This window comes from Pseudomonas mangiferae, assembly GCF_007109405.1.
GTDB classification, from domain to species: domain Bacteria; phylum Pseudomonadota; class Gammaproteobacteria; order Pseudomonadales; family Pseudomonadaceae; genus Pseudomonas_T; species Pseudomonas_T mangiferae.
Genome location: NZ_VJOY01000008.1, coordinates 13,368 through 27,691, shown reverse-complemented (window position 1 = coordinate 27,691; position 14,324 = coordinate 13,368). Strand labels below are relative to the sequence as shown.

The 14,324-nt window shown below is 69.5% G+C and carries 14 protein-coding genes; 9 read left to right on the top strand and 5 right to left on the bottom strand.

What is annotated here, in order from left to right; genetic code table 11:
• Positions 1-48: 48 nt before the first annotated feature.
• Both FM069_RS12305 and FM069_RS12300 read left to right on the top strand, forming a co-directional pair.
• The gene (locus FM069_RS12305; RefSeq protein ID WP_143488651.1) at positions 49-1,107 is read left to right on the top strand and encodes an AI-2E family transporter; all 1,059 of its coding nucleotides are present in this window, start codon (positions 49-51) and stop codon (positions 1,105-1,107) included.
• A gap of 44 nt (positions 1,108-1,151) precedes the next feature.
• Positions 1,152-2,717 (top strand): YdgA family protein, encoded by a 1,566-nt coding sequence (locus tag FM069_RS12300; protein WP_143488650.1) that lies wholly within the window; start codon positions 1,152-1,154, stop codon positions 2,715-2,717.
• A gap of 41 nt (positions 2,718-2,758) precedes the next feature.
• Here FM069_RS12300 and xopAW read toward each other — a convergent pair whose 3' ends face one another.
• The 3 genes from xopAW to FM069_RS12285 form a co-directional block, all read right to left on the bottom strand.
• Positions 2,759-3,574 carry an EF-hand domain-containing protein gene (gene xopAW, locus FM069_RS12295; protein ID WP_143488649.1) on the bottom strand — a complete coding sequence of 272 codons (816 nt, stop codon included), beginning with the start codon at positions 3,572-3,574 and terminating at the stop codon, positions 2,759-2,761.
• A 165-nt stretch (positions 3,575-3,739) separates the two neighbouring features.
• Positions 3,740-4,768, bottom strand: coding sequence for an ATP-binding protein (locus FM069_RS12290; protein WP_143488648.1), 1,029 nt, complete (start codon positions 4,766-4,768; stop codon positions 3,740-3,742).
• Positions 4,768-5,517 (bottom strand): response regulator, encoded by a 750-nt coding sequence (locus tag FM069_RS12285; protein ID WP_407681586.1) that lies wholly within the window; start codon positions 5,515-5,517, stop codon positions 4,768-4,770. Before FM069_RS12285 ends, FM069_RS12290 begins: the two co-directional genes overlap by 1 nt.
• Positions 5,518-5,786: 269 nt before the next feature.
• Here FM069_RS12285 and FM069_RS12280 point away from each other — a divergent pair, with 269 nt between their 5' ends.
• Positions 5,787-6,494, top strand: coding sequence for a response regulator (locus FM069_RS12280; protein ID WP_143488647.1), 708 nt, complete (start codon positions 5,787-5,789; stop codon positions 6,492-6,494).
• Between the two features lie 84 nt (positions 6,495-6,578).
• Positions 6,579-7,487 (top strand): glutaminase B, encoded by a 909-nt coding sequence (gene glsB, locus FM069_RS12275; protein WP_143488646.1) that lies wholly within the window; start codon positions 6,579-6,581, stop codon positions 7,485-7,487.
• A 1-nt stretch (position 7,488) separates the two neighbouring features.
• Here the strand turns inward: glsB and FM069_RS12270 are convergent, their stop codons facing one another.
• On the bottom strand, positions 7,489-8,523 hold the full coding sequence (locus FM069_RS12270) for a patatin-like phospholipase family protein (RefSeq protein WP_143488645.1): 1,035 nt from the start codon (positions 8,521-8,523) through the stop codon (positions 7,489-7,491).
• Between the two features lie 206 nt (positions 8,524-8,729).
• On the opposite strand from FM069_RS12270, the gene FM069_RS12265 reads away from it, so the two are divergent.
• On the top strand, positions 8,730-9,008 hold the full coding sequence (locus tag FM069_RS12265) for a hypothetical protein (RefSeq protein ID WP_143488644.1): 279 nt from the start codon (positions 8,730-8,732) through the stop codon (positions 9,006-9,008).
• Positions 9,008-9,616, top strand: a complete 609-nt coding sequence (locus tag FM069_RS12260; protein ID WP_143488643.1) for a flavin reductase family protein — start codon at positions 9,008-9,010, stop codon at positions 9,614-9,616. The genes FM069_RS12265 and FM069_RS12260 overlap by 1 nt, the downstream gene beginning before the upstream one ends.
• A 7-nt stretch (positions 9,617-9,623) precedes the next feature.
• Here the strand turns inward: FM069_RS12260 and FM069_RS12255 are convergent, their stop codons facing one another.
• Positions 9,624-9,926, bottom strand: a complete 303-nt coding sequence (locus FM069_RS12255) for a hypothetical protein (RefSeq protein ID WP_143488642.1) — start codon at positions 9,924-9,926, stop codon at positions 9,624-9,626.
• Positions 9,927-10,395: 469 nt separating this feature from the next.
• Between FM069_RS12255 and FM069_RS12250 the strand changes: the two genes are divergently transcribed.
• Genes FM069_RS12250 through FM069_RS12240 form a run of 3 tightly spaced genes read left to right on the top strand, consistent with a single transcriptional unit; the run spans position 10,396 to position 14,295 of the window.
• Positions 10,396-11,313 (top strand): AAA family ATPase, encoded by a 918-nt coding sequence (locus tag FM069_RS12250; RefSeq protein WP_143488641.1) that lies wholly within the window; start codon positions 10,396-10,398, stop codon positions 11,311-11,313.
• A gap of 31 nt (positions 11,314-11,344) precedes the next feature.
• Positions 11,345-12,298, top strand: a complete 954-nt coding sequence (locus FM069_RS12245) for a DUF58 domain-containing protein (protein ID WP_407681582.1) — start codon at positions 11,345-11,347, stop codon at positions 12,296-12,298.
• Positions 12,295-14,295 carry a transglutaminase TgpA family protein gene (locus FM069_RS12240; protein WP_143488640.1) on the top strand — a complete coding sequence of 667 codons (2,001 nt, stop codon included), beginning with the start codon at positions 12,295-12,297 and terminating at the stop codon, positions 14,293-14,295. The genes FM069_RS12245 and FM069_RS12240 overlap by 4 nt, the downstream gene beginning before the upstream one ends.
• The last annotated feature ends 29 nt before the right edge of the window (positions 14,296-14,324 follow it).

Here is a 14,324-nt window from a genome sequence, read left to right as displayed (position 1 = left end):
ACCCGTTAGCATAGCGGCCGCGCCCGATCCGGCCGCTCTGGAGCCTTCATGTTCAACAACGATCGCCTGCTGGTGCAGATCCTCCTGTTGGGTCTGCTCGCCGCCTCCGTCTGGGTGCTGGCGCCGTTCTGGTCGGCGCTGTTCTGGGCCGCGGTGCTGGCCTTCGCCAGCTGGCCACTGATGCGCCTGCTGACCCGCGCCCTGGGCGGCCGGCAGACCGCGGCGGCGGCCCTCTTGACCGCCGGCTGGACGCTGCTGGTGGCGCTGCCCCTGGTGTGGCTGGGGTTCAACCTGGCCGACCACATCCGCAGCGGGATCGAGCTAGCGAAGAACATCCAGGTGGACGGCCTGCCGTCGCCACCGGTCTGGCTCGCGCAGATCCCCCTGGTGGGCGAGCGCCTGGTCAACCTGTGGCTCACCGTGGACGCCCAGGGCTCGGCGTTCTTCGCCAGCCTCAAGCCCTACATGGGCTTGGTGGGCAACTGGCTCCTGGCGCGCAGCGCGCAGATTGGCGGCGGGGTGCTGGAACTGGGCCTGAGCCTGGCCCTGGTGTTCTTCTTCTACCGTGACGGGCCACGCCTGGCGGAACTGGTGCAGCGCGCCTTGTACAAGCTGATCGGCGAGCGTGCCGAGCATTACCAGGCGCTGGTGGCCGGCACCGTGCAGCGGGTGGTCAACGGCGTCATCGGCACCGCCGCCGCCCAGGCCCTGCTGGCGCTGATCGGCTTTCTCATCGCCGGCGTGCCGGGCGCGCTGGTGCTGGGCATTCTGACCTTCATCCTCAGCCTGATCCCCATGGGCCCGCCCTTGGTCTGGGTGCCGGCCACCGCCTGGCTGGCCTGGCACGGCGAATACGGCTACGCGGTGTTCCTCGGCATCTGGGGCACCTTCATCGTCAGCGGCGTGGACAACGTGCTCAAGCCGTACCTGATCAGCCGCGGCGGCAACCTGCCCCTGGTGGTGGTGTTGCTGGGCGTGTTCGGCGGCATCCTGGCCTTCGGCTTCATGGGTCTGTTCCTCGGTCCCACTCTTCTGGCGGTCGCCTACAGCCTGCTTACCGACTGGCTGGCAGAACCGCCCCAGCAACCTCTGCCGCCTGCCACCTGAGCAGCCGGCCAACCCCTTCAACCACGGAAAAAAGACGCACAACCATGAATAGAGCAGCAGGAGTTGCCGTAGGAATCATCGTCGCCGTCGGCGCACTGTCCACTGCCGGCGCCTGGTACACCGGCACCCGCCTGGAAGGCGTGCTGCAGCAGACCCTCGCCGAGACCAACCGCCAGCTGCAGCAGGCGCTGCCTGGCGCCGAGGCGGCCTTCGAGCTGGTCTCCCTGGACCGCCGCCTGTTCGGCAGCACCGCCCACTACCGTTTCCACTACCGCAACCTTGCCGGCGGCGAGCCGCAGTTGCTGGAGCTATCGTTCACCGACGACATGGAACACGGCCCGTTCCCGCCGTCGCGGCTGAAGGGCCTGAAGCTGATGCCGGTGATGGCCACCAGCAACTACCGCCTGGAGCGCACGCCCAGCGTAGACGCGTGGTTCGCCCTCAGCGGCGGCAACGCGCCCCTGACCGGTCAGGCCAGCATCGGCTACGACCAGGCGGTGACCGGTACCGCGCGGCTGGCTGCCCTGGACGGCGCCCTGGACGACAAGACCCGGGTGAGCTTCTCCGGGATGGACCTGGACCACCACAGCACCCGCGACGCCGCCGAAGTGAAGATGGAAGGCGCCAGCGACCGCTTGCGCCTGGAAACCGTGCGCGAAGACGGTACGCCGATCCAGGTGGAGCTGACCGGCCTGCACCTGACCAGCGACCAGCACAAGGGGCCGGCCGACCTGTACCTGGGCGACGCCCTGGGCAAGGCCGAGCGGCTGCAGGTGAGCGGCGAACGCATGCCGGCGTTCGACCTGCGCGACTTGACCGCCCGCAGCGAGAGCCGCATGGAGAACGACGCCCTGGTGGCGAGCATGACCGACGACGTCGGCATGCTGAACTACGACGGCCAGGACGTGGGTGCGGCGCGGCTGGCGTTCAGCATGCGCAACCTGGACCCGACGGCGGTGAAGGAGATCAACGAGCTGTATGCGGCCTATCTCAAGCGCCTGCAGGCCCAGGGCCAGACCCTGGACGAAAACGCCGCGACCCCGCTGCCGGACATGACCGCCGAGGAGCGTACCCGGCTGCACGACAGCCTGGGACGGCTGCTGGCAGTCAAGCCGGTACTGGCGCTGGACGAGCTGTCCCTGAAGACCGCCCATGGCGAAGGCCGCTTCAACCTGTCGGTGGCCCTGGCCAAGCCGACGTCCTTCGACCTGCCCGCCGATCGCCTGGCCCGGGAAATCATCCAGCGCCTGGACAGCCGCCTGGGCGTGGCCAAGGCCACCCTGGAGGATCTCGCCGGCCTCTACGTGGTGCGCAATGGCGTCAGCGACCCGGCCGCGGTGGCCCAGCAGGCCCAGGCCACCCGCGACAAGCTCGCCGACACCGCGCTGTCCAGCGGCCTGGTGACCCTGCAGGGCAACGACCTGGTGACCAGCGTCGCCTATGCCGATGGCCAGGTGGATTTCAACGGCAAGCGCATGCCCCTGGAGCAGATCGCGCCGATGCTCATGGGCATGGCCATGAGCCAGGCGGGCGCGTTGCCCAGCGATGAGATGCCGGAAGGCGATGTGGGCGACGAGGCTATGCCGGACGAGGACGCCGACGGCGAGTGATCGCTGGCGGGCGGGCGCCTTCCCGGTGCCCGCCCGGTGTGTCAGGCGGACAGGTTGAGCTGGCCGCCCATGCTGCTGGTGGTATCCAGGCCGGCCTGGTAATGCTTCACCAAGTTGGCGAGCAGCCGTGCGTAGCCGGCCTCGTCGCTACTCGTGCTGTCGGCACTGGCTGCGCTACTGCCGGAGGCGCTGCTGCCGCTGCCGCTGTTGAACAGGCTGCCGAACTCGTCCTGGCTGAGGTTGCCGCTGCCATCCTTGTCGAGGGTGCCGAACAGCTGCGACAGGCTGTCGGCATCGCTACCGCCTGCGCTGCCACCCCGGGGCGGCGGGGGCGGGGCGCTCAGGGCGGCGCTCTCGGTTTCGCTGAGGCTGCCGTCGCCATCGCTGTCGAGGCTGGAGAACAGGCTCGACAGCTGGCTGTCGTCGCTGTCCACCCCGAGGGCGCTGCTCAGCTCGTCCAGGCCGATGCCGCCGCTGCCATCGCTGTCCAGGCTGGCGAGCAGGTCCTTGTTGCCCTGGGCCGACCGGCCGACTGGTGGGGGAGGTGGCGGCGCCAGGGCCGCGGTTTCCGACTCATCGAGGTTGCCGTCCTGGTTGGCGTCCAGTTGGCTGAACAGGTCATCCACGTCGACGCTCAGGCCGCTGTCGCTCTTCTGCGCGGCACTGAGGGCGCTGCTGAATTCGTCCTTGCTGACGCTCTTGTCACTGTCGCTGTCCAGCAGGCTGAACAGTTTTTCCTGGATCTTTCCGGGGCCGGACGCGCCGCTGCCGCCGCTGGCGGCGGCCGTGCGCGCCGTGGAGGCCGTCGAGGCGTAGGGGTTGTAGTAGCCCGAATAGCCGCTGACACCACTGATCATGGGAGTCGCTCCTGTAGGCGTTGGCGAAACCGGGACGGTGTCCCGGTCATGCCAGACTCCATGCTCCGCGTGTCCCCGTTATGTGCACTGTGTAAGCGGGTGCACACAGACGCGCGCAAGGCGCCTCATGACGCGGGTCGATGCGACGGTGCCTATCGTTCCGCCTCACTCGCGCGGCAAGCGCAGCACCGCGGTCAAGCCGCCCCCCGGCGTCTGCTCCAGGCGGATGTCGCCGCCCAGCCGCTTCGCCGCCTCGCGGGTGATGGTCAGGCCCAGGCCGACCCCGCCGGAGTTGCGGTTGCGCGAGCCCTCCAGGCGGAAGAAGGCCTCGAACACCGCCTCGCGCTGGTCCGCCGGAATGCCCGGCCCCTGGTCCACCAGGCGCACCTCCACCCCCTCGTCCCGTTCGACCAGGACGAAGCGCGCGTTGCCGGCGTAGCGCAGCGCGTTCTCCAGCAGGTTGGTCAGACAAGAACGCAGCGCCACTGGCTGGGTCAACAATGGCGCGCAATGGCCCTCCACGGTGACGTCGGCGCCACGCTCCTGGGCGTCCTCGGCCAGGGATTCCACCAGGGCCTGCAGGTCGAACCGCTGGGGCGGCTCGCTGGCGCGCTGTTCATGGAGGTAGCGCAGGGTGGCGTCGAGCATCTCGGTCATTTCGTCCAAGTCCCGGGCCATGCGCTCGCGCAACGGACCGTCGCCCACTTGCTCGACCCGTAGCCGGAGCCTGGACAGGGGCGTGCGCAGGTCGTGGGAGACGGCGGCCAGCATGCGCCCGCGCTGTTGCAGCTGCTGGCGGATGCGTGTCTGCATCAGGTTGAAGGCCCGCGCCGCCTGGCGCGCCTCCAGCGGACCGGCTTCGGCCAGGGCCGGGCTGTCCAGGTCCTCGCTGAGGCGTTCGGCGGCCTCGGCCAGGTGGCGGATCGGCCGGCTCAGCTGGCGGGCGCCGTACCAGCCGGCGATCACCAGGGTGACCAGTTGCAGGGTCAGCGGCAGCAGCGGACCGCGGAAGAAAGAGGGCGGCGGCGGGCGCGGCCAGTCACCCATGGGGTTACCGGGCGGCGGCGGTGGAGGCGGCGGGGGCGGCCCCGCATAGAGGTGGAACCAGGCGAAGGCCAGCAGGTGGGCGAGGACGATGGCCAGTACCAGCAGGCCGAACAGCCGGGCGAACAGGGTGTCGGCGCGGCGCATCATCAGCCGATCTCCCGGGCGTCGAACAGGTAGCCTTCGCCCCGCACGGTCTTGATCAGCCGCGGCGCCCGCGGGTCGTCGCCGAGCTTCTGCCGCAGGCGCGAGACCAGCAGGTCGATGCTGCGGTCGAACGCCTCGATGGAACGGCCGCGGGCGGCGTCCAGCAACTGCTCGCGGCTGAGCACCCGGCGCGGCGCTTCGAGAAAGGTCCAGAGCAGGCGGAATTCGGCGTTGGACAGCGGCACCACCAGGCCTTCCGGGGTCTGCAGTTGGCGCAGCACGCCGTCCAGCTCCCAACCGTCGAAGCGCACGTGGCTGCGGGCATCGGCCAGGGGCGCGGGGGCGGCCGGGCCACGGGACGCGTCGTCCCGCACCCGGCGCAGGATGGTCTGGATGCGCGCCACCAGCTCCCGGGGCTCGAACGGCTTGGCCATGTAGTCGTCGGCGCCCAGTTCCAGGCCGATGATGCGGTCGGTGGGTTCGCAGCGGGCGGTGAGCATGAGGATCGGGATGTCCGACTTGCCGCGGATCTCCCGGCACAGGGACAGGCCATCCTCGCCCGGCAGCATCAGGTCGAGGATGACCACGTCGAAGCGGCCCTGGGCCAGGGCCTTGCGCATCCCCTGGCCGTCGCCCACCGCCTCGCTGTCGATGTTGAAGCGGCCCAGGTAGCCGCCGAGCAGCTCGCGCAGTTCGATGTTGTCGTCGACGATCAGCGCGCGTGTGGTTTTCGGGATCTCCACCGGGGGCAGTCTCCGCTGGGCGGCGACCGGGGCGGCCGTCGCGGGGTTCAGGGTCGGCAACGCGGCCGGCGCGGGCAGCGCGCCCCATGCTGGCGTGCCGGCGTATCGCCGCGGTGTCGGCTTTGTATCGGTTCGGATACAGGATCGTCGCCCGCGGCGCTCCACGCCAGGCGCCGGGCGATGTACGGCGTGTGTATACGGCGCGCGTATCCGGGCAGGCATTCGGCTCGCCGTCCCGGTAGACTGCGCGGCGCGTTGACAGCCGTTGCGAGCGAGCCATGCCCCAGCCTTCCCGAGCCGTCCTGCCCACCGTCCTGGTGGTGGACGACGAGCCGCCGATCCGCAAGTTCCTGCGGATCAGCCTGACCGCGCAGGGGTACCGGGTCATCGAGGCGGGCACTGGCGCCGAGGGCCTGGCCCAGGCCGCCCTGGCGCTGCCCGACCTGATGGTGCTGGACCTGGGCCTGCCGGACCGGGACGGGCACGCGGTGCTGCGGGAACTGCGGGAGTGGTCGTCGCTGCCGGTGCTGGTGTTGTCGGTGCGCGCCGGCGAGGACGAGAAGGTCCGGGCCCTGGATGGTGGCGCCAACGACTACATGACCAAGCCGTTCGGCATCCAGGAATTCCTCGCCCGGGTGCGGGTGATGCTGCGCCAGGGCGCCGCCGCCCGCGAGGAGCAGCCGGCCAGCGTCAGCAGTGGCCCGCTGCGGGTGGACTTCGCCTACCGCAAGGTGCTGCTGGAGGACCGGGAGATCGCCCTGACCCGCAAGGAATACGCGGTGCTCGCCGCGCTGGCGCGGCACCTGGGCCGGGTGGTGACCCAACGCCAGCTGCTGCAGGACATCTGGGGCCCCACCCATGCCGAGGACACCCATTACCTGCGGGTGGTGGTGGGCCACCTGCGGCAGAAACTCGGCGACGACCCGGCACAGCCGCGCTTCATCGTCACCGAGGCCGGGGTCGGCTATCGCCTGCGGGACGGCTGACCCGCGTGATGAACGGGGCGTCGCGAGCGTCCCGTGTGTTTCCCGCCGCGCGGCGCGGCCGCGCGCGTTTGCCATGAGAGACCCATGCAGTCGCTATTGAATGAAATCCTCGAGGATGTCCGCCCGCTGATCGGCAGCGGCAAGGTCGCCGACTACATTCCCGCCCTGGGCCGGGTGGACGCCAACCAGCTGGGCATCGCCGTCTACAGCAACGACGGCGAGCTGTTCACCGCCGGCGACGGCCTGGTGCCGTTCTCCATCCAGAGCATTTCCAAGGTGTTCAGCCTGGTCCAGGCGATCCAGCATTCCGGCGAGGCGATCTGGCGGCGCCTGGGCCACGAGCCGTCCGGCCAGCCGTTCAACTCTTTGGTGCAGCTGGAGTTCGAGCGGGGCGTGCCGCGCAACCCCTTCATCAACGCCGGCGCCCTGGTGATCTGCGACATCAACCAGTCGCGCTTCGCCGCGCCGGCCCAGTCCATGCGTGATTTCGTACGGCGCCTGAGCGGCAACCCGCTGGTGATTTCCGACGAGGTGGTGGCCCGCTCGGAATACCAGTTCCGCGCGCGTAACGCGGCCATGGCCTACCTGATGCAGGCGTTCGGCAACTTCAACAATGACGTCGAGGCGGTACTGCGGGCCTATTTCCACCACTGCGCCCTGCGCATGAGCTGCGCCGACCTGGCCCGGGCGTTCTGCTTCCTCGCCAACCAGGGGCACTGCCTGCACAGCGGTGAACAGGTGCTCACCCCGCGCCAGGTCAAGCAGGTCAACGCCATCATGGCCACCAGCGGCCTGTATGACGAGGCGGGCAATTTCGCCTACCGGGTCGGCCTGCCGGGCAAGAGCGGGGTCGGCGGCGGCATCGTCGCGGTGGTGCCCGGGCGCTTCACGGTCTGCGTGTGGTCGCCGGAGCTGAACCCGGCGGGCAACTCCCTGGCCGGCCTGGCGGCGCTGGAGAAGCTCTCCGCACGGATCGGCTGGTCGATCTTCTGAGTCAGTGGCTCGCCTCGTAGGCGTCCAGGGTATCCCGGGCGATCTGCCGGCCCAGTTCGATCAGCTCGGGCGCCTTGTGGAATTCGAAGAACCGGCAGACTCGCTTGGGCACGTTGATCAGGATGTCCGGCGGGTAGCCGGCGATCTTGTACTGGGCCAGGGAGGTCTGCATGACCTCGAAACTCTGGTTCACCAGCTCCAGCAGGGAGGCCGGACCGGCCAGCATCGCCACCCGCGAGCCGCTGGCGGATTTCGGCGCGCCTTCCCGCTCCGGCGCCGCGGCGGGCTGCTGGGCCAGGGGCGAGGCCGGCTCGTCCAGCCAGGGGTTGGGCAGCTCCACGGCATCGTCCGGCGTGGCATCGCCCGGCGTGGTGTCTCCGGGCTCCCGGCGCAGGAACGGCAGACGCGCGCTCAGGGAACCCACCAGCAGGTCCAGGCGCTGGCGCAGCGCCGGCGGGCGCTCCACCTCCGGCAGGCGGTAATGGCGGGAGTGGGTGGCATTCAGGTTGACCGCGACGATCAGGTCGCAGTGGCTGGACACCACCGGCACGATGGGCAGCGGGTTGAGCAGACCGCCATCCACCAGAACTCGGCTGCCCTGGACCAGGGGCGTGAACAGGCTGGGTATCGCTGCGGAAGCGCGCATCGCCTGGTGCAGGCAGCCTTCCTGGAACCAGATTTCCTGCTGGTTGGTGAGGTCGGTGGCGACCGCCGTGTAGGGGATGCGCAGGTCCTGGATGTCCAGTTCGCCAAGGATGTCGCGAATCCGCCCGAAGACCTTTTCGCCGCGGATCGCGCCGAGGCGGAAGCTCACGTCCAGCAGGCGAAGCACGTCCAGGTAATCCAGGCTCTCGGTCCACTCGCGGTATTCCCGCAGCTTGCCGGCGGCATAGATGCCGCCCACCACCGCGCCCATGGAGCAGCCGGCGACACAGTCGATGCGATAGCCGCGGGCCTCCAGTTCCTCGATCACGCCGACGTGGGCATAGCCGCGCGCGCCCCCCGACCCCAACACCAGTGCCACCCGCTTGCTCATCTGTGCCTCCCTCGGAACCGGGCCCGACGATACGCCGTGGCGTCCGCCGCGCCAAGGGAGGAGGGCGGCGATTCCGCGGTTGCCTCCGGAACGTATCCGCCGGCGTCCAGTCAGACTCACGCCGGCTGCGCCGGCGCATTCCGCCGTGCCGTCCGCTCTGGGCGCTGCGGTCTTTTCATGCCGTTCGAAACCCAAGGAGAGTTGCGATGAAATCCTGGATCGCGTTGCCGTTGATCGCCCTGACGCTGGTGGGCTGCTCGGGGAGGACGGCCTACCGCGATAGCTGCGCCACCCAGCTGGACAGCGCCTGGCAGGAGCTGGACCTGGCCAAGGCCGAGGGGTTCGCCGGCACCGTCAGCTACTCCAAGGCCCTCTCGCTGCTCACCGGGGCCAAGACCCAGCAGCAGTTCGAACGGTTCGAGGGTTGTACCCAGAAGGCCGAAAAGGCACGCTTCTACATCCGCGAATCCCGAGCCGGCCGCTGATGAAACTCGACTTCACCACGTTGTCCCCGCTGGATGCCTACCGCTGGCTGGCATCCACCGTCACGCCCCGGCCCATCGCCTGGGTCTCCAGTCGTTCCGCCGACGGCATCGACAACCTGGCGCCGTTCAGTTTCTTCCAGGTGATCAGCGACAAGCCGCCGACCCTGATGGTGAACGTCGGCGACCGCGACGACGGCTCCCTCAAGGACACCCTGCTCAACGCCCGGGAAACCGGCGAACTGGTGATCCAGCTGGTCAATGCGGCCCAGGCCGAGGCAATGAATGCCAGCGCGGCACTGCTGCCCCGAAACGTCAGCGAATTCGAGCGCTGTGGCATCGTCGCCCAACCCGCGGAGCGGGTTGCTGCCTTGCGGGTGACCGGCGCCCCGGTGGCGTTCGAATGCAAGGTGGCCGACATCCAGCCCTATCCCCGGCAGACGCCCAACTGCCACCTGATCTTCGCCGAGGTCGTGCTGGCGCACCTGGACGATTCGGTGCTGGACGCCCGGGGGCGGATCGATCCGCAGCGCCTGGACCTGCTGGGCCGCCTGGGCGGGCAGTCCTACACCCGGACCCGGGATACCTTCGAGATGGTCCGGCCGCGCTGAGGTCTGCTCACCAGTAGACGGTCACCCGGGTGGGCGAGGGGCCTTCGCCGTGCTCGACGCTGCGCAGGCTGTCCGGCTGGTCCACGGTTTTCCCGCTGGCCGGGTACATCACCCGGTAGCGGGCGCGGTCTGTGCAATGGCTGCTGCTCATGGCGAGGCGATTGGCACCGGGCTCGGCACTGACCTGGCAGGCTTCGGAAATGGTCATGCGGATGTCCAACTGCCCGGTCGACTGGCCGGCTTGGCTGAACGGCGCGGCACCCAGCATGAACAGGGTGGCCAGCAGGCGGGGGCGGGATGCGGTGCGCATGATCGACTACTCGAAAAAGGGTTACGGCTACCCGTTCATGCATTCCGCTGTACGACGGATAAAACTTCGCTCCGTGCTCGCCTCCTGGCGGTTCGGTACCGGCTGTACCGAAGTGAATCTGATTCTCATCCTTGCAAGGCCTAGGCTATCAATGTTTCTTGATCGATTGCCAGAGGCTATCTAACCCGTTTATCCGCTTTTATCGTCCCGTTTGTAAGCATTTGGCTATCAAACACGTAAGCGTATGTGGGTTTTGTAGGCAATATGCCATCAGGCGTGTGGGTTGGAAACCTGCAGAGGCGACGTTTTAGGCTCGGGGTCGATAGTCGGTCGAACCGCGCCGCCAGCCGGACGGTCGGTTTCATGAGGACGACTGTGTCTCGCTTTTGGTGAGCGGACAGTGCAGGCGCCTTTGCCTCGCTGGGGTCAGGCAGTAGCATCCGGTGATCGATTGAACGGGAGGGAGCGAATGCGCACGAAACTGGAAGCCTGCCTGGACGCGATCAACCGCGTGGTGCTGGGCAAGGAACCGCAGGTCCGGCTGGCCCTGGCCTGCCTGCTGGCCAAGGGGCACCTGCTGCTGGAGGACTTGCCGGGGATGGGCAAGACCACTCTGAGCCATGCCCTGGCGAAGATTCTCGGCCTCAGTTTCCAGCGTATCCAGTTCACCTCCGACCTGCTGCCCGGCGACATCCTCGGCACTTCGGTGTTCGACAAGGACAGCGGCCAGTTCGTCTTTCACCCCGGGCCGGTGTTCGCCGAACTGGTGCTGGCGGACGAGATCAACCGGGCCACCCCGAAGAGCCAGAGCGCCTTGCTGGAGGCCATGGAGGAGGGCCAGGTGACCATCGAGGGAGCGACCCGCCCTTTGCCCGAGCCCTTCTTCGTCATCGCCACCCAGAACCCCGTCAGCCAGGGCGGCACCTTCGCCCTGCCGGAGTCCCAGCTCGACCGCTTCCTCATGCGGTTGTCCCTGGGCTACCCGGCCAAGGCCGCCGAAAAAGCCTTGCTGCTGGGCGAGGCGCGCCGCGAATTGCTGCCGAAGCTCGACCCCTTGCTGGACCATGCCGAGCTGGCTGCGCTGCAGGCCGAAGTCAGCCGGGTCCGGGCCAGCGATGCCCTGGTGGACTACGTGTTGCGCCTGGTGGAGGCGACCCGTTCCCAGGCGCAGTTCGCCTGGGGGCTCTCGCCCCGGGCCAGCCTGGCGCTGCTGGCGGCGGCGCGGGCCTGGGCCTACCTGGCGGGCCGCGACTACGTGATCCCGGAGGATGTCCAGGCGGTGCTCGGGGCGGTGGTGGGCCATCGCCTGCGGGAGCGCGCCGACGCCACCGGCCACGGCGGCGGCACCCTGGTGCAGTGGCTGCTGCGCGAGGTGCCGGCGCTGTGAGGGCGACGCCTGCCGGCGCGGGGCGCGGCAGATGCTGAAGGCCCGCTTCGCGCCCTACTGGAACCGCTGGCTGGCGCGGCGGCTGCCGACGGCGCCCCAGGTAACCCTGAACCAGCGGCGCATCTTCATCGTCCCCACCCGGGTCGGCGCCGCGTTCGGCGTGGCCCTGGTGCTGATGCTGCTGGCGGCGATCAACTACCAGAGCAGCCTGGCCTACGGCCTGACCTTTCTGCTGCTGGCGGTGTTCCTGGTGACCATCCTGCATACCTACCGCAACCTGGCGACCCTGGTGCTGAAGGCGGGCGGCGGCAATGCGGTGTTCGTCGGCGAGCATGCGCGCTTCCAGGTGCGCCTGGAGAGCGGCGGTCGCGCCCACCAGGCCATCGCCCTCGGCTGGCCACCGGAGCCCCTGGAGATCTACGACGTGCCGGCCAACGGCGCCTGGGAATGCCGGCTGGGCCAGGCGGCGGTTCGCCGCGGCTGGCTCAGACCCGGGCGCATGCGGGTGGAGACCCGTTTCCCTCTGGGCATTCTGGTGGCCTGGAGCTGGGTCGACCTGGACCTGGCGGCGCTGGTCTATCCGCGGCCGTTGCCGGGTGAGCTGCCCCTGGTGCCGGCGGCCGGCGACGAAGAGGAGGGCAACCGCGCCATCGGCCGGGGCGCCGATGACTACCAAGGGCTGAAGCCCTACCAGCCCGGCGACTCCAAGCGGCGCCTGCACTGGAAGGCCTACTCCCGAGGCCAGGGCCTGTTGGTGAAAGACTTCGCCGCCCTGGGTGGCCGCGAGCTGTGGCTGGACTACGAGAGCCTGTCCGGGGACATGGAGATGCGCGTGTCGCTGTTGTGCCACTGGGTGCTGGCGCTGTCCGAGCGCAGCCAGGCCTTCGGCCTCACCCTGCCGGGCCTCCACCTGGGGCCGGACGAGGGCGAGGCCCACCGGGATGCTTGCCTGCGCGCCCTGGCGCTGTTCGGGGTGGCGCGGTGAGTACCCCGCAGGCGCTGCCCCGGGTCGCCCTGACCTGGCTGCTGGTGGCCCAGGCCCTGGCGATCCTGCCGCATTTCTTGCACGTGCCGCTGTGGCTGGCCGGCTTCTGGCTGGCCTGCGTGACCTGGCGCGTGCAGGCTTTCCGCATGAAAGTGGGCTACCCGGGGCCCACGGCGAAGATCGCCCTGGTGGCCGTGGCCGCCGCCGGCGCCTATGTCAGCCGTGGCACCCTGATCGGCCTGGACGGCGGCGTGGTCCTGCTGATCGCCGCGTTCATCCTGAAGATGGTGGAGATGCGCAGCCGCCGCGACGGCCTGGTGCTGGTGTTCCTCGGCTTCTTCGTGGTGGTAACCAGCTACTTGTTCGACGATAGCATCGCCACCGCGCTGTACAGCCTGCTGCCGGTAACCGCCCTGCTGGCGGCGCTGATCGGCCTGCAACAGAGCCCCGGCGCCGTAGTGCGGCCCCAGGCGACCCTGCGCCTGGCGGGGCAACTGCTGTTGCAGGCGCTGCCGCTGATGCTGCTGCTGTTCGTGTTCTTCCCGCGCATGGAGCCGCTGTGGTCGCTGCCGGTGCCGGACAAGAAAGGCATCACCGGGCTGTCCGACAACATGTCCCCCGGGGACGTAGCCGAGCTGAGCCAGTCCACCGAACTGGTCTTCCGCGCCCGCTTCGAGGGGCCGTTGCCCCCGCGCCGCGACCTGTACTGGCGCGCTTTGACCCTGGAACACTACGACGGCCGGCGCTGGTCCCAGGGCTATGCCGCCCAGGGCTACGGCGCACCGCCGGCATGGCGGCGCCAGGGCAACCCGCTGCGCTACAGCGTGGTGATGCAGCCCACGGCCAAGCCCTGGCTGTTCGGCCTGGACGTGGCCGAGACCGACCGCGACGACGTGCGCCAGATGTCCGACTTCCGCCTGCAGCGTCGCCGGCCCGTGGACCGGGCGCTGCTCTACCAGGTCACCTCCTGGCCCCAGGCGCCGCGGGAGGTGAACGCCGCGCCCCAGGGGATGCGCCGCGCCCTGCAGCTGCCGTCCGCCGGCAACCCGCGGACCCGGGCCTGGGCCGAGGACCTGCGGGCCCGCTATCCGGCCACCCCGGACCTGGTGAAGGCGGTCCTGGCGCATTTCCGCCAAGAGCCCTACGTCTACACCCTGCACCCCGGCGAAGGCGGGGCCGACGACATCGACCAGTTCCTCTTCGAGACCCGGCGCGGCTTCTGCGCCCACTACGCCGGCGCCATGGCCTTCGTGCTGCGGGTGGCGGGCATTCCGGCGCGGGTGGTGGCCGGTTACCAGGGCGGCGAGCCCAATGCCGCCGGCAACTACATCCAGGTGCGCCAGTTCGATGCCCACGCGTGGGTGGAGTACTGGCAGCCGGACACCGGCTGGGTCAGCGCCGATCCCACCTTCCAGGTCTCCCCCGAACGCATCGAGCAAGGATTGGAAGAGGCGCTGGCGAAGGAGGGGACCTTCCTCGAGGACTCACCCCTGTCGCCCCTGCGCTACCGCAACCTGGGCTGGCTCAACGAGCTGCGCATGACCTGGGACAACCTCAACTATGGCTGGCAGCGCTGGGTCCTGGGCTACCAGGGCGAACAGCAGCTGGCGTTCCTCCAGCGCTGGTTCGGCGCCGTGGACGGGCGTGTGTTCGCCCTGTCCCTGGTGGGCGGCGTCGGGTTGGCCTTCGCCGTGGTGGCGCTGTTCCTGTTCAAACCGTGGGTCCGCCTGCGGGACCCCCAGCAGCGCGCGTTCCGTGACTTCGAGATATTGCTGGCCCGCCAGGGCCTGCGCCGCCATCCGGGCGAGGGGCCGCGGGACTTCGCCCGGCGCGCGGCCGCAGCACTGCCGCGCCAGGCCGCGGCCATCGATGCGTTCGCACACCTCTTCGAAGCGCAGCGCTACGCGGGAGAGCCAGCGGCCTCGCAGGCCCTGCGCGACGCCCTGAAAGCCGTGCGCCGGGCCCTGCCCTGGCGCCCCGGCGTTTCGTCTTCCTGATCGGCTGCCGTCGATCGTTTTCACAGGTA